The 25,525-nt window shown below is 58.2% G+C and carries 26 protein-coding genes; 9 read left to right on the forward strand and 17 right to left on the reverse strand.

Going from position 1 to position 25,525, the window contains the following annotated elements; translation table 11 throughout:
• Positions 1–68 precede the first annotated feature (68 nt).
• The gene (locus WLZ34_RS07110; RefSeq protein ID WP_434731966.1) at positions 69–302 is read left to right on the forward strand and encodes a hypothetical protein; all 234 of its coding nucleotides are present in this window, start codon (positions 69–71) and stop codon (positions 300–302) included.
• Here the strand turns inward: WLZ34_RS07110 and WLZ34_RS07115 are convergent.
• The 3 genes from WLZ34_RS07115 to WLZ34_RS07125 are packed head-to-tail and all read right to left on the reverse strand — an operon-like array spanning position 286 to position 3,228.
• Positions 286–1,623: a phosphoadenosine phosphosulfate reductase family protein gene (locus WLZ34_RS07115; RefSeq protein WP_434731332.1), complete on the reverse strand. Its 1,338-nt coding sequence runs from the start codon at positions 1,621–1,623 to the stop codon at positions 286–288. The two genes, WLZ34_RS07110 and WLZ34_RS07115, sit on opposite strands and share 17 nt — an antisense overlap.
• The gene (locus tag WLZ34_RS07120; RefSeq protein WP_434731333.1) at positions 1,620–2,591 is read right to left on the reverse strand and encodes a TIGR00269 family protein; all 972 of its coding nucleotides are present in this window, start codon (positions 2,589–2,591) and stop codon (positions 1,620–1,622) included. Before WLZ34_RS07120 ends, WLZ34_RS07115 begins: the two co-directional genes overlap by 4 nt.
• 49 nt (positions 2,592–2,640) lie before the next feature.
• Positions 2,641–3,228, reverse strand: coding sequence for an ECF transporter S component (locus tag WLZ34_RS07125; RefSeq protein WP_434731334.1), 588 nt, complete (start codon positions 3,226–3,228; stop codon positions 2,641–2,643).
• Between the two features lie 173 nt (positions 3,229–3,401).
• On the opposite strand from WLZ34_RS07125, the gene WLZ34_RS07130 reads away from it, so the two are divergent.
• Together WLZ34_RS07130 and WLZ34_RS07135 are read left to right on the forward strand one after the other, a co-directional pair.
• Complete coding sequence (locus WLZ34_RS07130; RefSeq protein ID WP_434731335.1) at positions 3,402–4,145, forward strand: FAD-binding oxidoreductase; 744 nt, start codon at positions 3,402–3,404, stop codon at positions 4,143–4,145.
• Positions 4,146–4,149: 4 nt separating this feature from the next.
• Positions 4,150–5,070 carry a dihydroorotate dehydrogenase gene (locus WLZ34_RS07135; RefSeq protein WP_434731336.1) on the forward strand — a complete coding sequence of 307 codons (921 nt, stop codon included), beginning with the start codon at positions 4,150–4,152 and terminating at the stop codon, positions 5,068–5,070.
• 6 nt (positions 5,071–5,076) lie between these two features.
• On the opposite strand, the gene WLZ34_RS07140 is transcribed toward WLZ34_RS07135, so the two are convergent.
• From WLZ34_RS07140 to WLZ34_RS07180, 9 genes are all read right to left on the reverse strand, one after another.
• The gene (locus WLZ34_RS07140; protein ID WP_434731337.1) at positions 5,077–5,796 is read right to left on the reverse strand and encodes an ABC transporter ATP-binding protein; all 720 of its coding nucleotides are present in this window, start codon (positions 5,794–5,796) and stop codon (positions 5,077–5,079) included.
• Between the two features lie 3 nt (positions 5,797–5,799).
• On the reverse strand, positions 5,800–6,534 hold the full coding sequence (locus tag WLZ34_RS07145) for an ABC transporter ATP-binding protein (protein ID WP_434731338.1): 735 nt from the start codon (positions 6,532–6,534) through the stop codon (positions 5,800–5,802).
• 9 nt (positions 6,535–6,543) lie between these two features.
• Positions 6,544–7,530, reverse strand: coding sequence for a branched-chain amino acid ABC transporter permease (locus tag WLZ34_RS07150; protein ID WP_434731339.1), 987 nt, complete (start codon positions 7,528–7,530; stop codon positions 6,544–6,546).
• Between the two features lie 5 nt (positions 7,531–7,535).
• Entirely contained in the window at positions 7,536–8,429 is an 894-nt protein-coding gene (locus WLZ34_RS07155) for a branched-chain amino acid ABC transporter permease (protein ID WP_434731340.1), read from the reverse strand.
• Between the two features lie 59 nt (positions 8,430–8,488).
• A complete protein-coding gene (locus tag WLZ34_RS07160; protein ID WP_434731967.1) occupies positions 8,489–9,745 on the reverse strand; it encodes an amino acid ABC transporter substrate-binding protein in 1,257 nt (418 codons plus the stop codon).
• 268 nt (positions 9,746–10,013) lie between these two features.
• On the reverse strand, positions 10,014–10,652 hold the full coding sequence (locus WLZ34_RS07165) for an energy-coupling factor transporter transmembrane component T (RefSeq protein ID WP_434731341.1): 639 nt from the start codon (positions 10,650–10,652) through the stop codon (positions 10,014–10,016).
• Positions 10,645–12,012, reverse strand: coding sequence for an ATP-binding cassette domain-containing protein (locus WLZ34_RS07170; protein ID WP_434731342.1), 1,368 nt, complete (start codon positions 12,010–12,012; stop codon positions 10,645–10,647). The genes WLZ34_RS07165 and WLZ34_RS07170 overlap by 8 nt, the downstream gene beginning before the upstream one ends.
• A 55-nt stretch (positions 12,013–12,067) precedes the next feature.
• Positions 12,068–13,297, reverse strand: a complete 1,230-nt coding sequence (locus tag WLZ34_RS07175; protein ID WP_434731343.1) for a phosphoglucomutase — start codon at positions 13,295–13,297, stop codon at positions 12,068–12,070.
• Positions 13,298–14,419, reverse strand: coding sequence for a sugar phosphate nucleotidyltransferase (locus WLZ34_RS07180; RefSeq protein ID WP_434731344.1), 1,122 nt, complete (start codon positions 14,417–14,419; stop codon positions 13,298–13,300).
• 80 nt (positions 14,420–14,499) lie between these two features.
• Between WLZ34_RS07180 and WLZ34_RS07185 the strand changes: the two genes are divergently transcribed.
• Together WLZ34_RS07185 and WLZ34_RS07190 are read left to right on the forward strand one after the other, a co-directional pair.
• Positions 14,500–15,996 carry a carboxypeptidase M32 gene (locus WLZ34_RS07185; protein ID WP_434731968.1) on the forward strand — a complete coding sequence of 499 codons (1,497 nt, stop codon included), beginning with the start codon at positions 14,500–14,502 and terminating at the stop codon, positions 15,994–15,996.
• A gap of 53 nt (positions 15,997–16,049) precedes the next feature.
• Positions 16,050–16,940, forward strand: coding sequence for a cation diffusion facilitator family transporter (locus WLZ34_RS07190; RefSeq protein WP_434731345.1), 891 nt, complete (start codon positions 16,050–16,052; stop codon positions 16,938–16,940).
• A 59-nt stretch (positions 16,941–16,999) separates the two neighbouring features.
• Here the strand turns inward: WLZ34_RS07190 and folP are convergent, their stop codons facing one another.
• Positions 17,000–17,872, reverse strand: a complete 873-nt coding sequence (folP, locus tag WLZ34_RS07195) for a dihydropteroate synthase (protein ID WP_434731346.1) — start codon at positions 17,870–17,872, stop codon at positions 17,000–17,002.
• Positions 17,873–17,957: 85 nt separating this feature from the next.
• On the opposite strand from folP, the gene WLZ34_RS07200 reads away from it, so the two are divergent.
• Together WLZ34_RS07200 and WLZ34_RS07205 are read left to right on the forward strand one after the other, a co-directional pair.
• A complete protein-coding gene (locus WLZ34_RS07200) occupies positions 17,958–18,695 on the forward strand; it encodes an ABC transporter ATP-binding protein (protein ID WP_434731347.1) in 738 nt (245 codons plus the stop codon).
• Complete coding sequence (locus WLZ34_RS07205; RefSeq protein ID WP_434731348.1) at positions 18,685–19,938, forward strand: ABC transporter permease; 1,254 nt, start codon at positions 18,685–18,687, stop codon at positions 19,936–19,938. The genes WLZ34_RS07200 and WLZ34_RS07205 overlap by 11 nt, the downstream gene beginning before the upstream one ends.
• Here the strand turns inward: WLZ34_RS07205 and WLZ34_RS07210 are convergent.
• A complete protein-coding gene (locus WLZ34_RS07210) occupies positions 19,935–21,179 on the reverse strand; it encodes a transglutaminase-like domain-containing protein (protein WP_434731349.1) in 1,245 nt (414 codons plus the stop codon). The genes WLZ34_RS07205 and WLZ34_RS07210 overlap by 4 nt on opposite strands.
• 72 nt (positions 21,180–21,251) lie before the next feature.
• On the reverse strand, positions 21,252–21,500 hold the full coding sequence (locus WLZ34_RS07215) for a hypothetical protein (protein WP_434731350.1): 249 nt from the start codon (positions 21,498–21,500) through the stop codon (positions 21,252–21,254).
• A gap of 172 nt (positions 21,501–21,672) precedes the next feature.
• On the opposite strand from WLZ34_RS07215, the gene WLZ34_RS07220 reads away from it, so the two are divergent.
• On the forward strand, positions 21,673–22,848 hold the full coding sequence (locus WLZ34_RS07220) for a thiolase domain-containing protein (RefSeq protein WP_434731351.1): 1,176 nt from the start codon (positions 21,673–21,675) through the stop codon (positions 22,846–22,848).
• A complete protein-coding gene (locus WLZ34_RS07225; protein WP_434731352.1) occupies positions 22,848–24,410 on the forward strand; it encodes an acyl-CoA carboxylase subunit beta in 1,563 nt (520 codons plus the stop codon). Before WLZ34_RS07220 ends, WLZ34_RS07225 begins: the two co-directional genes overlap by 1 nt.
• A 1-nt stretch (position 24,411) precedes the next feature.
• Here WLZ34_RS07225 and WLZ34_RS07230 read toward each other — a convergent pair whose 3' ends face one another.
• Both WLZ34_RS07230 and WLZ34_RS07235 read right to left on the reverse strand, forming a co-directional pair.
• Positions 24,412–24,927, reverse strand: a complete 516-nt coding sequence (locus WLZ34_RS07230) for a DUF2118 domain-containing protein (RefSeq protein WP_434731353.1) — start codon at positions 24,925–24,927, stop codon at positions 24,412–24,414.
• A gap of 91 nt (positions 24,928–25,018) precedes the next feature.
• Positions 25,019–25,525 carry a hypothetical protein gene (locus tag WLZ34_RS07235; RefSeq protein WP_434731354.1) on the reverse strand — a complete coding sequence of 169 codons (507 nt, stop codon included), beginning with the start codon at positions 25,523–25,525 and terminating at the stop codon, positions 25,019–25,021.

Here is a 25,525-nt window from a genome sequence, read left to right on the forward strand (position 1 = left end):
CACGCCGCACGCCTGCGACGAAAAAGTTTATAAGATACTGAAATATGTTTCTAAATTCGGTGAGGCGAATGTGGTGGAGAGGACCTTACGGGCCGTGGCCGGGTCATGGACCTTGGAGCCACCTCCCCCCGTGGATGAGGCCCGGTTGGTACCTGTGGTGGGCGGCACCGCAGACAGCAGCCCCCGTGGCTCCTTGGAGTAGGGAGGCCGAGCTACAGTACCTTGAGAGCCTCAAGAGCTACCTCCAGGAGACGCTTAGGAGAGTTGAGGAGAGGATAAACGAACTCAAGAGCTCGAAGTGAACCCCCTTTTCTTCAGGAACTCCCGGAAAGACTCCTCTCCTAGGAGCCGGTTTAGCCTAGGCGAGTTTTTTATCAACTCCACCTCCCAGCCCCTCAACGAGGGGCAGATGTAGCAGCCCAGCCTGTAGAAGCCCTGCTCGTAGAGCGGGTTCAGGGGTACCCCCAATACTATGGTGGCGACCTGTAGGAGGAGCGTGCTCCACTGCTTGAGAGGGTAGGCGTAAGTGAGGTTGCCCCTGGCGAAGAACGGGGGTTTAGAGCTCCTGGACTCCGACTCGACGTCCCTGTCCCCAACTAACACGAGGCACTTCGTATCTCCCGCGCATACCTCTCTGTAGGCCTCCTCCAGCTTTGAGACCTTGAGCCTCGAACACCACCTGTTGGAGTGCTCTGGTAGCCCGTTGACTGGTATACGGGGCTTGAGCTCGAGCCTCTTCACGACTACGTCTAGCTTGAGCCGGCTAGAGACCTCCTCGACGAAGAGCTTGTTCTCAGGGAAGTCGACGTCGATGTCGACGAAGACGGGACTCACCCTGCTCTTCCCGAACAGCTTGAGCGCGAGGTAGAGCGCCATTGTGCTGTCCTTGCCGCCGCTCCACGGGACTAGGACGTGGTCGTAGTCGCCGAGACTCCTCACCCAGTCCAGGGTCGCCTCCACTAGCTTTGAAACGAACTCCCTGTTAGCCCCGGCCAAGTCCGCGATGTCCACGCTCTCGGGCCTACGCCCAGTGTAGGGCTCGACTCCGAGGTCGTCCCTTATCTTGAAGAACCCGGCCGGCTCACCCCCGCTGAACACAATATGGCGCCCGCCGAGGTCTCTTAGAGCAATGTACCAGCCGGGCTCCAGCCCTATCACACCCTTGGCAAACTCGGGGACCCTGAAGGCCATTATGTCGTGGTACACCTCGGGCTCCCCCACGACCGGCCTGGCGCCCGGCATCGATGGGGTGAACTTGTACAAGCCGTTCTCGAAGTACAAGCGTAGCCGGAGCTTGGCGCGAGCCTTCTCGACCTCGTGGTGTATCTCCTCCAGCCTCATGTTCCTCACCCTGGCCTTCCCGACGACGTGGACTACGGTCGTAGGCGAGCACCGGGAGGGGAGCACACCGGACTCCGCGTCCTCTCTGTTGGCGATGTAGAGCTTGTAGAGAGCCCTACCGTCGAGCCCCCGGAGGCCCTCGGCGAGCGCTTCGCTGGACCTGACCCCGCCCAGCGAGACGACCTGTATACCCCAACCCGGGTAGAACCTCTCCACTACGTGTTCGAGCGCGTCCTTGTCGCTTGAGGCCCTGGTGGCCACAATGTACATCGGCCTGCTCATAGGTCTCTCTTCAACTCGTAGACTCCTTTCTCTAGTAAGCCCAGCCCGATCCTGAACTGGCACGCCCTACAGACCTCGTGCGAAGACGGCTCCCCGCATATCTTACAGGTCTTCACCTCCCCGACCTGCTTCTTCTCGCCGAGAAGGCGGACTATACTCAGGTAGCTGTTCAGCAGGCTGTTCTTAGTGCCGGGCTGGGCCTCCTCGAGCTCGTTGACCATCTTCCTTATCTTGAACCTGACGTTGAACTCGGCGTACGGGCACTTGTGGTACTCGGGCTCTATAAGCCCGTTCAACAGCGCGTATATGCTGGTCTCCTTCTCCGTCACCTCTATGAACGGCTTTATTCTCTTCACGAACTTCTCGTGCGACGCTATGCCCGTGACGGGCGCGAGCCTAGCCAGCTTGTCTAGCGTATCCTTCGCTAGGTTCATTACGAAGGTCTGTACAACGTCGTCCATGTTGTGCGCCGTAGCCAGTACTGTACCGCCCATCTCCCTCGCCACCTTGTTCAAGAGGTACCTCCTGAAAACCCCGCAGTAAGCGCACGGGAGGTAGGGGAGGCCCCTCCTCCTACCCTCCTCCACTATCTCGTCGAGCGTCATCCCGAAGTACTCTTTGAAGGAGGCGATCTTGTAGGGGACGCCTAGCCTCTCGTTTACTCTGAGGAAGTTCGCTATGGTGTACTCCCTGTACCCCCTTATCCCCTCGTCTACGATAAGGGCTGAGACCCTCCACCCGGGGTTCTTCTTGGACATCTTCCATAGGAAGTAGAGTAGGGCCATCGAGTCCTTGCCGCCGCTGACCGCGACGACTATGTGCTCGGTCTTGCCCAGCATCCTGTACTTACGTATCGTCTTCTTCACTTTCCTCTCAAAGTACTCGATGAAGTGCTGCCTGCAGTAAGCGGTCTTGTTGACCCTGTTGACGTACACCGCTGGCCTGCCGCAAAGGCTGCACTTGGCCACAACCAGAGCCCTAGTAGAAGAAGGATTCGGAAAAAGGGGTTTAAAGAGACTACGGCCTCACGACTCTCCCAACGAGGTAGGCTATAGCCCCGTATATCAGGCCGCTAACGAAGGCCCCCAGTACTATCCACACCATGTAGTCCCACGGGTAGATGTCCCCGAACAACACTGCGTCGAGGGCCACGGCGGGGAAGGCCGCTAGGCCTCCGGCCAGCGTCGAGACCACTATCCCGTAGCTCCTGTAGGCCCCGGCGGCGTAGGCCACTTCGCTGGCTAGCCCCTGAGCAAAGCCGTAGACCAGGTTTGTCAAGCCGCCCGCTGTGGGTATGAGGCTCTCGATGAGAGCGGCTATCGTCTCCCCGAGGAAGGCGGACAGGGGCTTCCTTATGAGGACGGCCGCCATTGGGGCCGCCATGAACCACAAGCCGTAGGTCAGCAGCCTAGCCACCACGGGCCCGCCTACCGCTTTGACCACGTAGTAGGCTGTCCACCACGGTACGAACACTACGCCGAAGACAACGCCGACGAGCCCCAGCACTGTGTAGTCGATCGCTGTGTACCTCGTCTTCTTAGCCGCGAAGTACAGCGCCAACGCCGTGAGCACGACTATTAGCAGGGAGGCCAACTCCAGTAACATGGAACCACCGTGTGGGTCTGATCTTAAAACCTGGTTATTAAGATTTCTATCACCAGGTTTTAATAAACCCGCTAACCAAACGCCGAGTCGCTGAGACACTACGGCAGTTGTCGGTAGCGTTATATGGGTGTCCAAATTGTAGGGATAGTTAAGCGCGCCTGAGGTCTCGGCTCGTGAGAGTAGCCGAGTGTCTTGTGGTGTCGAACACTGGCGTGGCGCGGGGGTATAAGCGCCTCGTGCTGGGCGGTTGCAGTCTAGGCCGGGTGGACCCCGGCCAGTTCGTCATGGTGAAGGTAGACGGCCGCGAGGTGTTGCTGCGGAGACCCTTCACGGTCTACGACTACGACGAGGAGAGGGGGGTCCTGGAGATCCTCTACAAGGTGACCGGTAGGGGTACTAGAGCGATGGCCGAGCTACGGGAGAGCGACGTTGTCAGCGTACTCGGCCCGCTTGGGAGGGGGTTCCCCCTGGACTGCCCCGGTAAGGCGCTGCTCCTCGCGAGGGGTGTAGGGCTCGCGTCGCTCACGTACCTCGGTAAAAAGCTGAGAGAGGCAGGGTGTAGCGTGGTCACCGTGGGCAGTTTCAGAGGGCGTGGAGAGGACCTCGCCACTGGGAACAAGCTCGTCGAGGGATTCTCGTCCAGGGTCTACGTGCTGTACGACGAGGAAGGCACCAGTAGCCTGGAGAACGTCAGGAGGGTCCTGTTCGAGGAGAACCCCTCGGCGGTCTACACGTGCGGGTCGAAGAGGTTGATCAGGCTACTGAAGCAAACCCCCTTCAAAGCGTACGCCTCCGTAGAGGAGAGGATGGGCTGCGGGCTGGGTGCGTGCCTATCCTGCGTGGTGAGGACGGTCCACGGCTACAAGCTTGCGTGTAGAGACGGCCCTGTGTTCGACGTGAGGGAGTTGGAGGTGTAGTGGAGTGGGCGTTAAGCTGAGTGTCAGGATAGCCGGTTTGACGCTCAAGAACCCGGTCATGAACGCCTCGGGCACCTACGACCCGGTGGCCTACGAGCTTTTCGTCGACCCGGGTCAGCTGGGAGCGGTGGTGTTGAAGAGCGTCACACTAGAGCCGCGAGAGGGCAACCCGCCCCCCAGGATACACGAGGTCCCCTGCGGGCTCCTCAACTCGATAGGGATACCGAGCGTAGGCGCTAAAGCGTTCGTCGAGGAGAAGGCCCCGGCCCTGAAGAAGTACAGGGACGCCGTCTTCATCGCGAGCGTAGCGGGCTTCACGCCGAGCGAGTACGCTACGGTCATAGAGGTCCTCGAAACCGCTGGCGACCTGATAAGGGCTTACGAGGTCAACCTCTCGTGCCCCAACCTCGAGAAGGGGGGTAGGAGCTGCGCGCTCAGCGAGGACTGTATAAGGGAGGCTACGCGGCTCGCGGCTTCTAAGACCAACAAGCCGGTCATAGTCAAACTAGCGCCCGACGTAACGGACATCGCGGCCATGGGTAAAGCCGCTGTCGAGAGCGGCGCCGACGCCCTGACGGTAGGCAACACCTACAGAGCTATGGCCGTGGACCTGAAGACGAGGAGACCCGTCTTCGCCAACGTCGTGGCGGGCTACTCGGGCCCCGCGATCAAGCCCCTGACCCTGAGGGCCGTTTACGAGACGGTTAGGGCTGTAGACGTACCAGTAATAGCGAGCGGCGGGGTTATGACCGCCGAGGACGCCCTCGAGTACCTGCTCGTGGGTGCCAAGGCTGTACAGGTCGGTACCGCTAACTTCGTGGACCCGAGGGCGATGCTAGAGGTCGTTAGAGGTATCGAAAAGTTCCTGGAGGAGAACGGTATCGACGACGTGAACAAGTTCATCAACAGCCTTGTCACAGAGTGAGGCCCGTTACAGGCCCAGGAAGCTCTCGAGGAGAGCCTCCTCGCGCTGGAACTCCGGCCTCGGGACCTCCTTAACTATGCGCCCCTCGTTGAGAATGTAGACCCTGTCCGAGACCTCTAGCGCGTTTTTTATTTTCTCCTCGACTACCAGAATCGTTAGATTGAGCTCCTCTCTGAGCTTGCTCACCGTCTTGATCACTTCCATAGACAGCTTGGGGCTAAGCCCCAGCGTCGGCTCGTCTAGGAGTAGCATTCTGGGCTTTGTCACCAATGCTCTCGCAATTGCGAGCATCTGCTGCTCGCCCCCGCTCAGCGTTTTAGCCTTTTGTTGCAGCCGCTCCTTCAACACTGGGAAGAGGCTGTAGACGAGCTCCAGTACGTCGTCAACCCGTCTCCTGTCCTTGGGTAGCGCGTTCAACGCCATGACGATGTTCTCGTACACTGTCATGTCCCCAAAGAGCGCTCTCCCTTCAGGGACCATGTTGAGACCTCGCTTGACCCTCTCGTGGACGGGTAAGGGGGTTATGTCCCTTCCCTCGAAGTAGACCCTGCCACGCCAGGGTCTTACAATCCCCATAATCGTCTTCAGCAGTGTAGACTTGCCTGCTCCGTTAGGGCCTAGCACTGCTACTATCTCGCCTTTCTCGACGTGAAGGTTCACGTCCCATAGGATCTGAGTGTCCCCGTAGCCGGAGACGATGTTCTCACACCTTAGCACGGCGAACACCCGTTAGACGACCTCTCCAAGATAGACCCTCCTTACCAACTCGTTTGCGAGGACCTCGCGTGGTGGACCCTCGGCCAGTATCCTCCCCTGGTAAAGGAAGAGGACCCTGTCCACGTGCTGTACGGCCCTAATCACGTGCTCGACGAACGCTACCGAAGATATGCCCTTTCGGTCGGCAACCTCCTTGACGAGCTTCATGATCCTGTCGACCTCAGCGGGGGGCATTCCAGCCACTATCTCGTCTAGTAGGAGGACTTTAGGTTGTTTCGCGAGCGCCCTCGCGAGCTCGAGCAGTTTCTTCTCGGGGGCCGTTAGGTTCGCCGCCAGCTCGTCCTTCTTTCTTATTAGACCAACGAGCTCTAAGGTGCTTAAAGCCTCAGTCCTGGCCTGGTCCACGCCGAGCTTCTTTGGTGAGAATAGGGCGCTGACCATTACGTTGTCGAAGACTGTCAGGTAGGGGAAAGGTCGGGGTATTTGGAAGGCCCTCGACAAGCCCATCTGGGCCCGTTTGTGCGGGGGTAGCTTGGTGACGTCTACCCCTTCGAAGATTATCCGACCTGAGTCGGGCTGGTAGATACCGTTGATGACGTTGAACAATGTCGTCTTGCCCGCCCCGTTAGGGCCGATTATAGCGATGCTCTCGCCCTCGTAAAGCTTGAAACTCACGTCGACCAGGGCCCTGATACCGCCAAAAGACTTGGAGACGTGCTCGACAATCAATACTTCTCTTCGGGGCACGCTTCCACCCTAGATCAAGACTTCCCTTAGGCTCCTATATCTCAACCGTAGCCACCCTATGAAGCCGTAAGGGAAGACCACGACGATGATAATTAGCAGGGGGGCGAGGATCAGCAGCTGAAGTCCGGGGAAGTATGCTGTCAGGAAGTACTTCATCACCGAGTACACGAGGCCGCCGACGACGGGGCCTATCACGGTACCACTCCCGCCTATCAGCGTGATAAGAATCGCCTCGATGGTGAGAGTCAGGGAGAACGCGTCTGGGGGGTAGACGGCCTGGTCTTTCAAGACCTTTATAGCCCCGAGAAAACCGGCTAGGACGGCGCTTATAGTGAACGCGACTAGCTTGTACTTAGTAGTGTTAACCCCCATAGCCTCGGCGACGTCCTCGTCCTCCTTGATCGAGAGCAGGGCGTAGCCTAGTCTCGACCGCGATATTTTGTAGGAGAGGACAAACGTGATCACCCCTAGGGCGATTAACGTGTAGTCGGCGAAGTCGATGGAAACGAACGACAAAGCCTTGTCCCCGTAGTTGACAATGATGTTGCCAGCTATGATCAACCCCTCGGCCCCGCCCCATACGTTAGCGCCCTCTATGAAGAACCTCACCGCCCTGTTGAGGCCGATCGTCGCGATCGCAAAGTAGATCTCCCTCAACCTAAGAGAGACGCCGCCTATCCCGATCGCGAGTACTGTAGCTAGTAGCGCAGCCATACCTAAACCGGCTGCTATCACAACGAACATGTTGACAGTACTCGCCGCCAGCTCTTTGAACACCAGGGCCATTCCGTAAGATCCAAGGGCTATGAACGCGGAGTAGCCGAAGCAAACGTACCCGCTGAAGCCTGTGAAGATGTTGAACGCTATTCCGAGGACGACGTAGAACACTATGAGGAAGACGAGCTGAGAATAGGCGGGGAGAAGAATCCTCAGTACAAGAAGCGATGCGAGGAGAAGGAGACCCGCTGTCAGCGAGAGGTTTCCACGGGGCCTCACACGTATCACCTCTTCCCAAATAAGCCTTGAGGCCTGAGTAGTAGGACTAGCACTAGTATTACAAAGTCGGTGAACCTACTCAGAGCGTAAGCGCTCAGGCCGGGTACTAGAGAGTATACCGTAAAGGACAGGATCTCGACGACACCGTATATGAGACCCCCGACGAGAGCTCCCTCAGGGGAACCGAGACCCCCTAGCACCGATATTGCGAACGCAATGTCGGTGTAGGGTTGACCCATGTAGGGGTTTATCCCGCTTGAGACGTAGTAGGTGAGAAGAACCCCGCTCAGGACCGTGAGACTTATACCCAGGGAGAAGGCGGCCGCGTAGACTCTCGATGTGTTTATCCCGCAGAGCATAGCCCCAACGTCGCTCTGGACCACACTCCTTATGACTCTACCGTACGAGGTCTTGTACAGTAGTACGTACATCCCCAAGATCATCGCGAGACTGAGGACCGCCCCTACAACCTTAAGTAGGGGCACTGTGAAGTGGAGAAATGTCACAGAGCCTATGTCGTATATGAAACCTCTGTAGGTTGGCCCCCAGGCCAGTTTAGTGCTCTCTTCCAGGATGATCGAGACGGCGTAAGCGGCGATCAATGTGTAGATCGGAGGCGTGTTCAACAACCTGCTCACAAACCCGTAGAACATCAGGAAGCCTAGAGCACCACCTATCACCGCGGCTACGGGGATAGAGTCTAGCGGTGAAATGCCGTACAATGCGAACATCCAGTACGCGATGTACGCCCCCAGCATGAGGAACTGACCCTGTGCGGAGTTGACGAACCTGAGAACTCCGTAGACGAACGTTAAGCCCAGGGCTACCAGCCCGTAGAGAAGCCCCAACATCACCCCGGACACGATGTTGAAGGTCAATAAGTCTAGTAACGTTGTCATTAAAATCCCACTTCTAAACGAACTCTATTTAGAGTTTAGGTGGTCCGGATAAAAAAGGCCTACGGGGTGGGAGTAGCCAGTGCGCCAGCCTCCTTCTCCTGCCATGTTGGTATCGGGTAGACAGGCTTCGATGAGGCTGCGGCAGGTGGCCACACTACCTGGAACTTCCCCGCCTGCCACTGACCGACAAGTATCTTGTGGCCGATCTGCGCGCCGTTTGTTGCGTTGATCTGGAACGGACCGTAGATCGTCATCAACTTGAGCTCGTTATAGGCGGTCCTGACGGCCCTCTGCTCTAGGCTCTGGGCCAGCTCAATGGCCTTGACGAGCGTCAGGACCGCGGCGAAACCCGCTGCGGCGTGGTACGACGGCTGGTTACCCGGGCCGGCGACCTGTTGGAAGAGCTGTAGGAACTCCTGCTCGGTCGGGCCGAACCACTCGTAGCCCATCTGCTTGGCTACCTCAGGAGACCACTTCACGTAGGGTGTCCAGTGCGTACCGTCGATGATCCCCTCGGCCATCTTACCGAAGTTCTGGTAGAACTGTGGGAGGGATGCCGCGACTGCTATCCCGATCAGCTTGGCGTTTATATTCTGTTGTATCAACTGCTGCATAGCGAGCATGCCGTCCCTCTCGTGCGAGCATATCAGTATAACGCTGGGGTGTGTGGTCTGCAACTCGGTGAATAGGGGGGTGAAGTCGGTAATATCGACTGGGTAGGACTTGAAGTAGACTACTCTAAGTCCGAGTTGCTGGGCCTTCGAGTAGGCTCCCTGGGCTACCATGGTGTTGAATTCGTCCTGCTTGTAGAGTATCGCCACAGTAGCGTTGGGGTCAAGAGTGTGGACCATATCAAGGGCGGTGTGCCACAAAGTGCTCGCGAGTGCGGGGACCATGACAAAGAACTTGAAGCCCTGTTGCACGAGCTTGTCGCTGTTGGCCATCCAGCTCACGAGCAGCATCCCGTACCTCTCAGCTACAGGGGCAGCCGCTATGGTAAGAGGCGACCCGTATGGGCCGAACAGGAAGTTGACTTTGTCCACCGTGATTAGTCTCTCGTACAAGCTGGGGATTAGGTCCTTGCTGGACTGGTCATCGTAGTACTTGAGGTCTAGCTTCACCGTTTTACCGCATATGTGTACCCCGCCGTAGACGTTATTGACCCAGTCTATCGCAGCCTTGATCCCCCATAGCCCCTGCTGACCAGTCAAGGCGAACGACCCGCTCAAGCTTATAGACATCCCGATTGTGATTTTGTCAGGGATGTTTTGGCATGCCGGCGACGTTGTTAACGGCGGCGTAGTTGTTGTAGGGATAGTTGAAGTTGGCGAAGTAAAGGCCGTGGTTGGTGTAGCGGTTGGTTTAGGGATAGAGTAGGTTGTGAGGTAGTAAAGGCCGATACCTATAGCTGCCACAACGACTATGACAATAGCTATTACTGCTAAAGACACTCGTGCCTCCATCGACTCCACCACGACTTTAATTTGATATTTGACTGGGTTCACCAAATATACTTTCACATACTCGCTACACACAACCCGACGACAAGAACCCGCCGTACGGCTCCACACGGCCTCAACGTTCTCAGCGGTATAGAAGCCTGAACTCCCGCTTGACCCTCCTCAGACTGAAGCCCCGTAACTCCATTGAGATACCTGTCCACAACGCCCTCTCGTAGCCTATTCGCAGGAGTGGAGTTGTTATGCTTGCCAGGTCGCTCGGGGTGACCGGGACGGCCCTCTTCCCCCTCTCCTTCCTCACGAACTCGACCTCTCTGTAGTCCCTCGCAACGAGGGGCATGAGCCTGAAAGCGTAGGCTACCGCGTATGCGACCCCTTTGGGAACTCCCAGCTCCCTCTCGAGCCCCCTCGCCACCTCGACTGGTGTGTACTCGGTGATGAACCAGGAGCCAGCGGCAGCTATGAGGAGGAGCCTGAGCGACACCCTCACGAAGCCCTCTACTGCGCCGCTCCTCACCGGGTAGCCGAGGAGGTGGAACACGGTGCTCCCCGTGTTGTTGAACAAGACCGCGTTCACGAATACACCGGTCAACCCGACGGCGTACAGGGCGTACACCCAGTAGACCCTCCTAAGCCTCTTAAACGAGGCGGCTAAACAGGCCAGTGACAGGGCGAGGAGGACGGCCTCGTTCTCTAGGACGAAGGCCGCTAGTGATAGCCCGAGGGCTACTAGGAAGCCGAGGGATGCAGAGGGCCTAGCCAAGCCTCACACCCGCCGCCCTTAACATCTCCAGCCCGAGCCAGACCGGGTCGACCTCTCTCAAACGCCCCCCATCCACGAAGTACGCCCTGTCGGCCAGCTCCAGGAGTAGCCTCGGGTCGTGAGTCGAGACCAGTAGCCCAGCACCCCTCTCGGCCAGCGCCCTCACAGCCCTCACAAGCTCGCCGAACATCACGTCGTCCAGGCCTGTGCTGGGCTCGTCCAGGAGAATTAAGTCCCTGGAGTACCCGTAGGCTACGAGGTTGGCGAGCCACCTCCGCTGACCGTGGCTCAGGGTGAACGGGTTCCTGCGTCTGACCTGGTCGAACCACGGGTACATGGAGGCGAGCTCGCCGAATGCCACGGACCTCGCCGCGTCCCTCAGCTCGCCCTCGACAGTCCTGTGTATAAACGTGAAGTCGGGATGTTGCGGCACGTAGAAGGCCCTCCTCGCTTTCACCTTCCTGTAGGATAGCGGCTTGAGGAAGCCGGCTATGGTCTTCAGCAACGTCGTCTTACCCGACCCGTTCGGGCCGGCGACCACGACCACCTCACCCCTCCCCACGCGGATGCTGTCCGCTCTCAGTACGGGCTCACCGTACCCTACGACCAGGTCTTCGGCCTCGAGGACCGACTCGCCTCCCTCCCTGTTTCTCGCTGACCGCCGAACAGGAAGGCCTGCGGGGGGCGGCGGGGAGTCCACCAGCACACCCCGCTCGATTCTGTAGGTCTTGTCGGCCAAGTCTCGGAAGAACAGGGGTTTGTGCTCCACTAGAAGGACTGAGAGCCCCATCCTCCTGGCCTTGTCCACGAAGTTCACCACGTTCTTCACCCCCCACGGGTCCAGGCTGGCGGTGGGCTCGTCGAGTATCAAGAGGCCTGGGTCGTGGACAACCGCCGAAGCGATCGTTAGCCTCCTCTTCTCGCCGAGGGAGAGGTTTTCGACGTGCTCGCTTGCCTTCGCGCCGAGGCCGAAGAACTCCAGCACCTTCTTGCTCTTCTCGACCGCCACCAAGGTCTCGTAACCCACGTTCTCGAGTGTGAAGACGAGCTCGTCGAGCGGTGTAGGCATCGCGATCTGCCTGTCGGGGTCCTGCAGCACCACGCCGGTCACCAGGGGGACTCTCCGGAAGCCGTGCGGGTCCAGCGGGTCTACGCCGTCTAGCGAGACCCTGCCCGTGACGTGGCCGTTGAGGAGGTGCTTTAAGACGCCGGTGATCGCGAGGACTAGCGTCGTCTTGCCCGAGCCCGAGGGGCCGGTGACCAGGGCGACCTCCCCGTCTCCCAGCTCTATGCTGGCGCTCTTGACCACCGGGCCGCTGTCGAGGCCGTAACTCGCTGTGAGGTCCTCTACTCTCAGCATGCGACCGCCTAGAACCCAGTTATCGGTATGATGAAAACCCGGTTTATATGTGACCCTAGAGCCTGGCCTCCAGGAGCGAGTACGTCTGGTCTTCTGGGTTGAAAACCAGGTAGCGCAGGACCTCCCGCGTGTACTCCGAGAAACCGTATATCGTGGGCTTAAGACCCTGCTTCGCGGCCCCGACCTCCTCCGCCTTCAACCTGCCCACCTCTGCGTAGGCCCTTGACCTGTACTTGTCCACGAGTGCCGAGGGCCTCGTTTTCGCGAAGGCGAGAGACTCGAGGAGTTTAACGAGCGTTATGAGGGCGTCGTAGCCTAGGCTGAATAGGGGTACGGCGAAGTGTCCAGTGTGCCTGAGCGCTATGAAAGGCCTCGCCTTGTACATCGCGTCGATCAAGTTCTCCTCACTGCCGACCTCCGCTACCGACACTTCTCTCGAGGCGAGGAGCTCTTTGAAGACCCCCGGCACTCTTGTCTCGGCTATGACCTGCGAGCCCCTGGGAGCGTTGAGCGTTATCAGCATCATCAGCTCCTCTGGCAGCAGTATCCTACCCCTCTCGTCCAGAACTACAAGCGAGGAGGCGTCGTTGTTCACTACAACGCCTATCTCGGCCTCCGTTGCCCTGACTATGTCGGCCACTCTCTCGAGCTCTTTAGTGAACGGGTACATCGACTCGTAAGCCTTGGCCTTGACGTTGTGTAGGAGGACGTAGTCGACTTCCAGAGCCTTCAACACGTCGGGCACTATAGTGTCGGCGGGTGAGTACGCGGTGTGGACTACGACCCTGAACCCCCTCGTAATGATCTCGTCGACCTTAACGAAGCTGAGGAGGGCCGACACGTATAGCTTGTGGATGTACTCCGAGTACATGACCCAGCCTATCTCGCCCAGCCCAACCCTCTTGACCTCCGACTCCCCGATGCTCAACCTGCTCGCGAGTAGCTCGTAGCCGGGGGACTTGAACAGCTTTAGCATAATGGAGTCCTTCACGGAGTGCGAGGTCGTGAACAGGAAGCCACCCTTGGCCCCGAACCTCTTTATGCTGAAAGAGATCTCCCCGCTGAGCGACTCGTGGAAGTCCATTACCTCTACTCCCACGCTCATGAGCCCGGAGGTGAAGGCCCTCTTCAACATCCTTGACGCTGGGTTGTAGTCCCTCCCACTAACTACCAAGGAGCCCTTGCCCAGCGCGGAGCCGAACTGCTCCCCTAGCCTCGCAGCCTCGTCCGGCGTGAAGTCCCTGTTCGGGACACCTATTATCCTGTTGTCGTAGAACTGGGGCACCTAGACCACCTTGTTGGGTAGGACTTTCGAGAAAACGTCCTCGGCGACCTTGTTACCCGAGCCGATAACGGAGTCGACAACCTTCACACCGTCACTTAAAACTGAGTCGTTCAACAATATAGACTCTCTGACGTACGTGTTGCGGCCGACGACCGCTCTCCGCCACAGTATAGAGTTCTCCACGCGGCTACCCCGCCCGACGAAGTTACCCCCCTCCAAGCTCACGTACGGGCCTACCACAGCCCCCTCCTCTACAACTACGCCTTCGCCAATGTAGACCGGTGGCAGTATTTCGCCCCTCACGTCCGCGGTCTTGTGTACGTGCACCCCGCTGGACACCGTCTCGCCGTTCAACTTGAAGCCGGGGACGCCCCCGCTGATCACGTCCCACATAGCCCTCTTGTACTTCTCTATCGTCCCTATGTCCTCCCAGTAGACGCCCGGAGGGGTAACGTACCCGTAGCACCTGTAGCCCTCCTCGACCATGAGGGGGAACAAGTGCCTCCCGAAGTCTAGCAGGGACTTGTTAGCCATTATCAGCTTCATAGCATTGTCGCCCAGCACGTAGATGCCCGCGTTGACAAGGTTACTGTAGGAGCTCGCACCCTTCGTCTTGTAGAAGGCGAGGCTGAGGAGGTAGACCTCGAGACTTACAGGCTTCTCCGTGAACAAAAGTATCCTCTTGCTCTCGTCCACCATCACGAGCCCGTACTGCAGCGGGTTGTCCACGCTGGTCAGGGATACGGTCGCGTCCGCGCCCGCCTCGCGGTGGAGTTTGTACTGGTCGCCCACGTCGATGCTCGTCACCAAGTCTCCCATGGAGACGACGACCTCGTCCCCCAGCTCCTCGGCTATGAGCCTTACACCGTCTATGGTGTCCTTCGAGTCGAGTATCCTGACCTCGGCGGGCAACCCCGCTGTCTCGGCGTACTCCTTGACCAGGGCCCCCTTGTAGTTCGCGGCGATGTAGACCCTGTGAAACCCCATCTCCTGAAACCTCTCGACGAGGTGGGCTATCAGAGGCTTCCCGCCGAGCGGTACCATGGGTTTGGGGAGGACCTCCGTTAGGGGCCTGAGCCGCGTGCCCAGACCTCCCGCGAGGATGACGACCGGTGGGCTCATCGAGTGTGCGACCTACTCTATTATTTGGCCGACGGTGAATTTTAAATTGTCGCCCAAGTTAAAGAGGACTGGTGGGCTCTTTGGTTTTCGAAAACGAGGTCGTGAAGGAGATCCTCGAGAAGTACAGGGCGATATGGGCAATAGGCCACGCCCAGGCCCTCCTCTCGTGGGACAGCGAGACCTACATGCCTAGGGGAGGAGTGGAGGAGAGGGCTGTCGCTAGAGCCGAGTTGAGTCTCTTAGCCCAAAAACTCATTCTCAGCCCCGAGTTCACGCAGCTGGTCGAGAGAGCCGAGAAGATCGAGGGTCTCAACGACTACGAGAGGGGGGTCGTGAGGGTTCTGGCGAGGGAGATAAGGATCATGAGGGCCATCCCCCCGCGGCTGTTGGCGGAGCTGGAGAAGACGACGCAGGAGGCCATGCACGCCTGGAGGGCGGCTAAGGAGACCGACGACTTCAACAAGTTCAAGCCGTACCTGGAGAAGATCGTGAAACTGACCAGGGAGAAGGCTGACTGCCTCGGATGGAGGGACCACCCCTACGACGCGCTGCTAGACTTGTACGAGGAGGGTCTGACGACGAGGGACGTCGACAACATCTTGACGCCTCTGACCTCGGAGCTAAAGAGAATACTCGGGAAGGTCGAAGCAGAGGGCAGGTACCCCAAGAAGCACCCGCTGGAGGACGTGAAGTACGAGAGGGCGTGGATGGAGGCCGTGAACAGCGAGGTGTTGAAGATGCTCGGCTACCCGCTGGGCGAGAGGGCCCGGCTCGACGTGTCGGCCCACCCGTTTACGATCGAGATCGGGCTGGACGACGTCAGGATAACCACGAGGTACGAGGGGTTCGACTTCAAGAGGTCGCTGCTATCCACAGTCCACGAGTTCGGGCACGCGACTTACGAGCTGCAGATAGACCCCGCCCTCAAGTACACCCCTATCGCGACGGGGGCCAGCCTCGGCGTGCACGAGGGGCAGAGCAGGTTCTGGGAGAACATCGTTGGGCGCAGCCGGGAGTTCGTCGAGCTGATCTATCCAGTGCTGAAGAAGCACCTCCCGTTCATAGAGAAGTACACTCCGGAGGACGTCTACTTGTACTTCAACGTAGTAAGGCCGAGCCTCATTAGAACGGAGGCGGACGAGGTAACGTACAACATGCACATCGTGTTGAGAGCGAGACTCGAGAAACTCATGTTAACGGGTGAGGTGAAGGTAGAAGACCTCCCAGAGCTGTGGAACAACTACATGGAAGAGCTGCTCGGCGTCAGGCCGGGCAGGCACAGCGAGGGTGTTCTCCAGGACATCCACTGGAGCATGGGCTCTATAGGGTACTTCCCCACCTACACTCTCGGGAACATCGTAGCGGCGCAGATGATGTACGCCATGGAGAGAGAAGTCGGCCTGAGAGAGAAGGTGACGAAAGGGGATCTCAGCGCTATCAAGGAGTGGCAGAGAAACCGGGTGCACAGATTCGGGAGCACCTACCCGCCGAAGGAGCTTCTAAGGAGAGCGCTTGGCAGCGAGTACAACGTAGAGTACCTCCTGAAGTACTTGAGAGAAAAGTACCTTGGCCACTAGTTTTATAAGGCCCGGTTCCAACCCCATATATCAACATAGGTGGATATCCTAGTTTGAATCCGGTCGAGCTGAGTATTGTTTTCAACTCGACCTCTACCGTCTTGTTCGTAGTAAGCTTGTTCTTCTCGAGCTCTATCAGCGTCCAAATAGGCGCGCTGAACGAGTTGACGGACACTGTTGGGCTCATAGCAATGATGGTCGGGCTGAGGAGGGTGCGTAGAACCCTCGAGTACCCGTTCGGGGTTGAGAGGAGGTCTTACGCGACTAGCCTTATCGCTTTGATGATTTTCTCGGGCTCGATACTAGGATTCGCGGTAAACAGGGTAGTATCGTCTCTCGGCAGGGTGTCCGAGGTGTACTCTACACCCATCTCGCTCCACGCAGTCCTGGCCTCGACATTCCTGAACACCGTGCCCCTACTCTACAGTGCCTACTACCTGGCGAGGGAGAACACAGACCCGGTCGCCAAAAGCACAATGGTGGACTCGTTGGCAGACACCCTCGTGGGGATCATCTCCTTCATAGCCCTCTACACGGGGTCAGGCCTGGTGGACGTGATAGGCAGCATAATAATAACGGGAGTCGTAGTCGCGATATCCTTCTCCATCGGTTACAGATTCTACAGGGTGTTGACCGGTCACGCACCGCCGAAAAGCGTACTGGTTAAAGTGCTCAACAGCGTCCTCTCCCTCCGCGAAGTCAAGGACGTGAACGTCTTCAAGGCGGCCATGTTGACCGAGGACGAGTACCTCCTCGTGTTGGAGGTAGAGGTGGACGAGAACATGGACGTGAGGAGAGCAGAGGAGCTGGCCAACTCTATTGAGAGCAGGGTCAAGGAGGCCGACCCTAGGTTCAAGCACGTCTACATCGAGATCGTCCCTGCGAGGAGAGAGCCGCCGTCGTACAAGGAGATAATGAGTGAAATAACGTCCCTTGACGAGTAGATCTCCTGTCGCTGTTGTCGCGCCGGGGTCTCCTGGACGACGCCTACGAGAGTCCACGTCTACCAGGAGGTATACTGGCTCTTGAGGCGCCTGATGAAGGACGCAACTTTGACGACGTCAAGCGTCTCCGCCGGGTCGTGGGTCCTTACGATGTGTGCCCCGTTGTATACGGCGATCGCGGTCGCGCCCAGGCTACCGTACAGCCTCTCAGCGGGGTCTCTACGGCCCGTTACCTCTCCTATGAACGACTTCCTGGACACGCCGACCAGGATGGGCCGCCCGAGCGCCCTCATCTTCTCTAGCTCGGCTAGGACCATGGAGTCCCACACGTACCATGGCAGTTCTTGGAACCTGTTGAACCCAATACCGGGGTCTACGACGATTGCCTTCTCGTCGACGCCGCTATCCACGGCCCTGGATAAGGAGTCTTTAACCGCTTCAATGACCTGGTCGATCGGGCTGACGCCGCTCCTGTACGAAGGTACCCTGGCAACGACGATCAACGGCGCACCGTAATCTCTCGCCACAGTAGCCATCCTGGGGTCCTCGCGCAGGCCAGAGACGTCGTTTATTATGTTTGCCCCGGCCCTCAGGGCCTCCTCCGCGACCCTAGACCTGGTGGTGTCGACGGATATCGGGATCTTGTCGCCGAACACGTCCCTGACGAGTTTCACGGCCCAGACGACTCTCTCCAGCTCCACTTCGAGCGGTACGTCCGTCTTAAGGTAGGGTGCTGTAGACCTTCCGCCGATGTCCAAGAAGTCGGTGCTGCTCTTCAAGAACGCCTCGACGGTTCTGATGAGCTCCCCCTCACTCGCTTTCACGCTACCCTTGTAGAAGGACTCCGGGGACACGTTGACCACGCCCATGAGCCTGACAGGGCTGTTGTCGCCTACCCTCACACCGGCTATCACGGCGTCGATCCGCGCCACGAGTACAGCCCCGTGAGTCGTGACTACACATCTAATTTTAAATGCTTTGCGTGATAGACGCTTACGAGGAAGACCGGCTGGTACAATGAGCGAGAGCGTCGTTGTTAGCAATCTTAGAAAGGTCTACCGGGGAGGAGTGGTCGCGGTCGACGGGCTGAGCTTCACCGTTAAGAGGGGGGAGATCTACGGGCTGGTTGGTCCGAACGGCAGCGGGAAGACGACTACGCTGAGGATAATCGCCACTCTGCTTAAGCCGACCAGCGGCGACGTTCTCGTGGAGGGTTACAGCGTGGTACGCCAGCCGATGGCTGTGAGGAGCATGATCGGCTACCTCCCCGAGGAGGCGGGGGCTTACAGAGACCTCACCGGCTACGACTTCATCGAGTTCATGCTCTCGATAAGGTTCAAGGGGAGGGAGCTAGAGGAGAGGATCGACGAGGCGATATCGATAAGCGACTTAGGCGAGTTCATCGAGGAGCCGGTGAAGAAGTACAGTAAGGGCATGAAGAGGATTCTAGCCTTGAGCGTCGCGCTGGCCGTTCACCCCAGGGTTCTCGTCCTAGACGAGCCCACCTCGGGCCTAGACGTGGAGAAGAGCATGTTTGTCAGGGAGCTGATCAAGAGGTACAGGGAGCGAGAGGGCATCACCGTGATCTTGAGCAGCCACAACATGCTCGAAGTGGAGAACCTGTGCGACAGGGTAGGGATCATATACAAGGGAAAACTGATAGCGGAAGGGGAGGTACAAAGGCTTAAATCCGCTTACTCGGCCTCCAACCTCGAGGAGGTGTTCCTGAGGGCGGTGAAGCACCATGGTGTTTAGGTCCCTCCTCAAGAGGGAAGTGAAGGCCATCGTCAAGAACCCGGGCTTCCTCGTAGCGCTCTTAGTGATACCCCTCTTCTACGTATCCCTAGGCTCCTTCATGAACACGGGGATAAGGTCGGTGGTCAACCAGAATACAGGTGTAATCGGGGTTGTAGACGAGGACAACACGACCTTGTCTAGGGCTTTCGTAGCCTACTTAAACAACACGCTGAACGGCAGGGTGAGACTCGTCACAGGCGTCTCTGAGCTACCTGGTTTCAGCACAATAGTTGTAATACCGAGAGGCTTCGGCAGCGAGGCCCTCAACTCGACTCCCAGGCTAGTCACGTACACGCCTCTCGGCTCCCTGTCGCTCACCAGCATAGGCTCTCTACCACCCCTACTGCTGCAGGGCTCTTTCAACGAGGCGCTCAGGTACGCCTTGGCGGCTTTGAGGTCGAACACTACTATAAACTTCTACAGCAACACGACAGTCGGTCTAGACATAAAGATAGTGTACGAAGGGAGGGTGCTCGACTACGGAAGGGTGAACACCGACATCGGGTTCGGTATAGCATCGACCTTCGTCGTCGCAATACTTATGTCCTTCACTATGGGCTTCGCCACTCAAGCAAGCGCCGTGGAGAAGGCTGAGAAGGCCTTCGAGCTGCTCCTGTCGCAGCCTGTTAGGAGGGTTTACATAGCGCTGGCTAAGATCGTAGCCTCTATCGTAGCGGCCGTCATAATGGGGGCCGTGCTATTCGGCAGTCTCTTCGTGTCCCTCTTCAGCATGTCTCTCTCAAGCCAGCTAACCCCCCAAGCCGCGGGTGTGAGCTACCCCGCTACGTCTCAAGTGATCGACCTGAACACGATACTGTTCATGCTGGTCACAGCGGTACTGGGCACACTTCTTTCAGGCGGTCTGGGTGTGGTCATTGGGGGCCTGGTCAGCGACGAGAGGACTGCCGGCATAATTGTGACCCCGCTTACGATGGTTATGCTCGGGCTCGCCATAATAGTCCAGTTCACCGGGCTGGGCCTCAACACGCTCACCTCCGTAGTCTCGGGCCTCACGGTCGCCCCGATGCCGCTGTTGCTGAGCCTGTCGAGTACCATTGGAGACTACACGTACTTCTACGTGGCTCTTGCCTCGAGCTTAGCAGAAGTGGTTGCTGTAAACGTGCTCGCCTTCAAGGTCTACAACAGCGAATTCGTCGTGACAGGTCTACAACTAAGAGGGAGGGTAAGAGGGAGGAGCTAGCCCCCGCCTGAAACCAAGCTGCTCAGGTAGCCTGCTACGTCGCCTACATCGCTCGACGTATAGTATACGCTGTAGCCTACGAGGTAGAACCTGTACTGGGGGTAGCCAAGAGAGGCCCAGTAACTGCTCCAGGACCTCATGATCGAGGCGATGTCGCCGGAGGACGGGGCGTAGTTGCTCCTCACTTTTACGAGGCTCGCGAACCCGTTGGAGAGTAACCAGGCCTTGACGTCTGGGTGGACAGAGAGTGGCGGTACCCTCACTGTGTAGGTGGAGGCCACCCGGGCGAGGTCGATCCTCAAGAACCAGCTGTACCCGTTGAACCAGTCGCCGGCGAGGTCTATCAAGTACCAGGCACCGCCAGCGTAGGTCACCACGGCTACGTGCCCGTAACCCCGGCTCTCGAAAGCCACCAGGTACGTGTAGTTGTAGCCCCTAGAGTAGAGGTAGGAGAAGACGAACAACGCCAAGTCGTCGCAGTCCCCACCCCTGTCGATCAGTGTCTCGTTGACGGGTTTCCAGTAGTCCCTCAGCACTACCGGGTCGTACTGGTAGTAGAAGTTCACGAGCGTGTAATTGACTAAGGCATCTATCAGATTGTCCCGCGGGAGGGCCAGGTCGAGACTGCCGGCCAACTTAACGTTTAGTGTGATGAACGAGTTCACGTAGCTCGTGTTGCTGCTGATCAGTGTCGGTACGCCGAGGGGTTGCGAGACCGCTGCCCTGAGAGAGTGTAGCTCGTCGCTCACGAGGAGGAGCTGGTCGAGGAAGAATGACTGGTTCCCGGCAAGCCACGACCTCACAATCTCAAGCTCGGCACTCAGGTTCCCAGCCAACTCGACGTAGTGGCTCAGATTGCCCCTCAGTGCGCTGACAAGGCTCTCGTAGTAGGTTATGTTGTTCACCAGGCTTCTGTTAAGTAGCTCGACCTCCCGCTCGTACTCCGCTAGCAACTGCTTGTAGTAGGATGCGTTGCCCTGGAGCCAGGCCACCACCTGTTGGTATTCTGCGTAGGTCGCGTTGTACCGGCCTTCTAGCTCTCTGTAGCGTAGCTGTAGGCTGGAGTACTCCGCCGAGACCTCCGCAAGCGTCTTATTCAGGCTGCTCAAGAGTGCGGAGTAGGACTCGTTTTCTCGCGTGAGTCTGTCGACTTCGCTCTTCTCGCTGTACAAGGCGAGCGAGGTGTAGAGGAGCGAGACTAGTAGCGCAAGTATGACCAGTACTGTAGCCCACTTAACCATCTGGGACACCACACAGAAAGAGCTCCAGCGCTATACTAGGTGAGCTTTCCGTATCCTTAAAGCTTACGATCCCTAGAGCTTACGCAGGCTTTCGGGGGCTTGCCTGACGGCCCGCGCGATCTCTTCGGCGTGAACCCTGGTCAAGTGGAGGTAAAGGCCCCTCTTAGTGAACGGCCCCCTCCCGCAGACCCCGCAGTACAGCATCCCCTTCTTGACCTTGACAAGGTAGTCGGGGTTTTCTCTGAGGAACCTCAATACCCTTGCGGCGTCTCTAACGCTCACCGTCGAGTCGTCGACGCTGAGCCTCAGCGCAACTCTCACAGTATACCTTACTACGTCGTACTCCAGAGCGCTCGTATCTCAACCCCGTTGGAAAATTGGTCTGTTTGCGTTTTTAAACGGCATGGCAACTAGTAGGTAGGCTTTTTTCAAGCGAGTCAATTTATCCTTATATACCAAAAGGGGAATCCTCTATTCAGGCACAGGTGGGACCTTGGAAAAAGTTTACGTTGTGGGCGCCGGGATGACCAAGATCGGCAGGTTCTTCGAAAAGAGTGCTAGAGGCCTGTTTTCCGAGGCCCTGTGGAAGGCGATAGAGGACGCCGGGGGTTTGAGGCCGGACGCGGTCGTTGTGGGCAACATGACGTCCAGCGTGCTGATGGAGCAGGACGACCTAGGGCCTCTCCTAGTGGACTTCGCCGGGCTCAGAGGTCTGCCCGCTTTCAAAGTAGAGGCAGCCTGCGGTAGCGGCGGGGCGGCCGTGTACACAGGCTACGCGCTCGTGAAGTCGGGTTTAGCAGACGTCGTCGCTGTGGGAGGCGTGGAGAAGCTTACGGAGGGCGTCACGAGCGAGACCACGAAGGCCCTCGCCCAGGCCTCAGACGCTCAGTACGAGCTGATCTACGGGGCAACTTTCACGGGCCTGAACGCCATGGTAATGAGGTACTACATGGAGAAGTTCGGATACAACCGGGAGGACTTCGCCTACTGGCCGCTTAGGATGCACGAGTACGCGTCTTACAACCCGTACGCGCAGCTCCCTAGAAAGACGACTCTCGAAGCCATCCTCAACAGCCCACTAATAGCCGACCCGATCCGCCTATTCGACGCCTCCCCTATAGGAGACGGCGCTGCAGTAGTGATCCTTGTCAGAGGCGAGGAGCGGGCGAAAGAAGTCGCGAAGAAGACGGGTAAGGACGTCCTGGTAGAGCTGGCCTCTGTGGCTATGGCCACCGACAGCGTCGACCTGGCCTCGAGGAGAGACCTCTTGACAATGGAGTCGACTGTCACGGCGGCGAGTGAGGCCGTCAAGCGCGCCGGCATTTCCCTTAAAGACGTCGACTACGCAGAGGTTCACGACGCCTTCAGCATAACGGGCTTCCTCGCCCTGGAGGATATCGGCTTTGCCCCTAAGGGGGAGGCACCGAAGCTCTGGAGAGAGGGCAGGTTCGCCAAGGGTGACAAGCCCGAGGTGAACTTCAGTGGTGGGCTCAAGGCGAGGGGGCACCCTGTCGGGGCAACTGGCGTGTACCAGGTCGCCGAGGCCTACCTCCAGTTGAGAGGGGACTTCCCGGGCTACAAGGCGTCGTCGCCCGAGATCGCGCTTGCTCACAACATCGGTGGTGTTGGGACTATCACGGCGATCAGCGTACTGAGGAGGACGAAGTGATGTCGAAAAGCCACGAAGACCTGTTAAACGAGCTCAGAGGTATTAGAGATAGGAGCGTGATCGGGGGCGGGCAGGACAAGATAGAGGCGCAGCGCAAGAAGGGGAAGCTCTGGGTCAGGGACAGGCTGAACCTGCTGCTGGACAAGGACAGCTTCCAGGAGATACAGTGGCTCAGGACGCACCGCAGCACGTTCTTCGGTATGGACAAGGTGAAGATCTACGGGGACGGTGTCATAATTGGCTACGGAAGGGTCGACGGTAGGCCTGTCTTCGTGTACGCACAGGACTTCACAGTCTTCGGGGGTAGCATAGGCGAAGTCCACGGAGAGAAGATAGCCCACCTGATCGAGATGGCGGTCAGGTACGGCGCACCGGTGATAGGCCTATACGACTCGGGTGGAGCCCGCATCCAAGAGGGGGTGGCGAGCCTACACAGCTCCGGCTTGCTGTTCGCGGCCAACGTCAAGGCGAGCGGTGTGGTACCCCAGATAGCAGTTATGCTGGGGCCGTGCGCCGGCGCCGCCTCGTACAGCCCCGCTCTCATGGACTTTGTCGTCATGGTTAAGCAGGCATACATGTTCATCACCGGCCCTGAGGTGGTCAAGGCGGCGACGGGCGTCGAGGTGACCTTCGAGGAGCTGGGCGGGGCCCACGTCCACGCCACTAAGAGCGGTGTGGCCCACATCGTCGCGGACGACGAGCAGACGGCCTTCGCGCTGACGAGGAAGCTACTGTCCTACCTCCCGAGCAACTCGAACGAGGAGCCCCTGTATATCCCGACGGAGGACCCCGTTGAGAGGAGGCTGGACAACCTGTACGCCGTTGTCCCTACAGACCCCGTAAAGCCCTTCGACGTAAAGGAGGTCGTGGTGAGCGTGGCTGACAACGGGGAGTTCCTAGAGATACAGCCCGAGTTCGCCAAGTCCGCTGTCGTGGGGTTCGCCAGGGTGGGAGGGCACAGCGTGTGCGTTGTCGCGAACCAGCCGGCCGAGAAGGGAGGGGTCATAGACATTGACGCCTCTAACAAGATCGCGAGGTTCGTAAGGTTCTGCGACGCGTTCAACTTGCCTATTATAACGTTCGTGGACACACCCGGCTTCATGCCCGGTGTAGACCAAGAACACGGCGGGATTATAAGGCACGGGGCCAAGATCCTCCACGCGTACGCTGACGCGACCGTCCCAAAGATAACCGTGATCATGAGGAAGGCGTATGGCGGCGCCTACATTGCCATGGGCAGTAAGTCGCTGGGCGCCGACATCACCTACGCCTGGCCCACAGCGGAGATCGCCGTCATGGGCCCGGAGAGCGCGGTGAGGATCCTCTACAGGAAGGAGGCCGAGACGAGGCCCGACCCCGCTAAGTTCTACGAGGAGAAGACCCAGGAGTACAGGAGAATCTTCGCCAACCCGTACTTGTCAGCGGAGCTCGGCTACGTCGACGACGTCATAGACCCTGCGGAGACGAGGTTCAAGATCGCGACGGCTCTAGACTTCGTGAAGAGGAAGAGGGAGGAGTACGTCGGGATAGTTCCGAAGAAGCACTCCAACATACCGTTGTAGACTACTTCAACGTGACTAGAGGAGCGTCTTTCCCCACGGCCTGCCCTCTCTGAACGTGCACCTCTAGAACCTCGCCCTCCAGGTGGGACTTTACCTCGATCACCATTTTCATGGACTCCATTACCGCGACGACGTCTCCTTGCTTGACCCTGTCCCCCTTCTTCACCTTGACCTCCACTATCCTCCCGGAGATGGGGGCCTTGATAACCCTACCGCCCGGCTCTACGGGCTTCGCCTCCTCGGATACTTTCCTCTTTACCGGCGCCTCGTAGATCTCCGAGATGCTGCTCACGAGGAGGGGCTGGGTGTTGATGTACGCGTGCTCGCCTGCCAGTAGTATGGAGAAGTATACCCCGTCGTAGTCCAGAATGACCCTGTCAGGGTCGTGTTTAATGACCTTCATCTCAACTTGTTTACCGTCCGGCAGGACGACAAAGACCTTGTCCTTCTCCGCCTTGTCGATTACTAGGTCGATCGTCAGCCCGTAGACCGTTTTCACTTTCATTTTTCTTGGCATAACAAACCTCGCAACCGTCTTTCAAATAATTGAACCAGGGTCTGAACTCAATTTATTAAGTCTAAAACTTAAAAAACGTTACCTAAAGCAGCTATCCAAATCCTCTCAAGTAGAGGCCTACGTCGAAGATGTTCCTGAAAACCCTTGACCCTGTGTCCCACCTCGCTACACCGACCACGAGCCCGTCTACGCCGTCAACGACTGCCACGTAGCTGTCGACGGGTGGGTAGATCTCCAGGACGCTCTCGAGGAGGAGGTCGTTCCCGTACAGGAACGCTTTCACCCCTTGCTCGGACGCCTTGACCGCGGCTACCAGCCCGAACCTTTCAAAGACCTTCTCGTAGAGCGCCGGAGTCGGCACTACGTGTCTTTTCACCACGACGGCCAACGCGTCGCCCGAGAACAAGGTGCGGGGTGCTGTGGCCCGAGCCTCGTACAGCACGCAGACGGCACCGAAGCAGGTCTCCTCGAGCCTATGGGGGTTGAAGAACTCGCTGGCCTCCACGCCGAGGGCTTCCGAGAAGTACCTAAGCAGCTTCGCGACGTGGCCTCTAGGAGCTGGGCCGTTGTAGAACTTGATCTTGTGCTCCTCCCTCAA

Origin of the sequence: Thermogladius sp. KZ2Tp1, from assembly GCF_051131135.1 — an archaeon.
GTDB lineage: Archaea > Thermoproteota > Thermoprotei_A > Sulfolobales > Desulfurococcaceae > Thermogladius.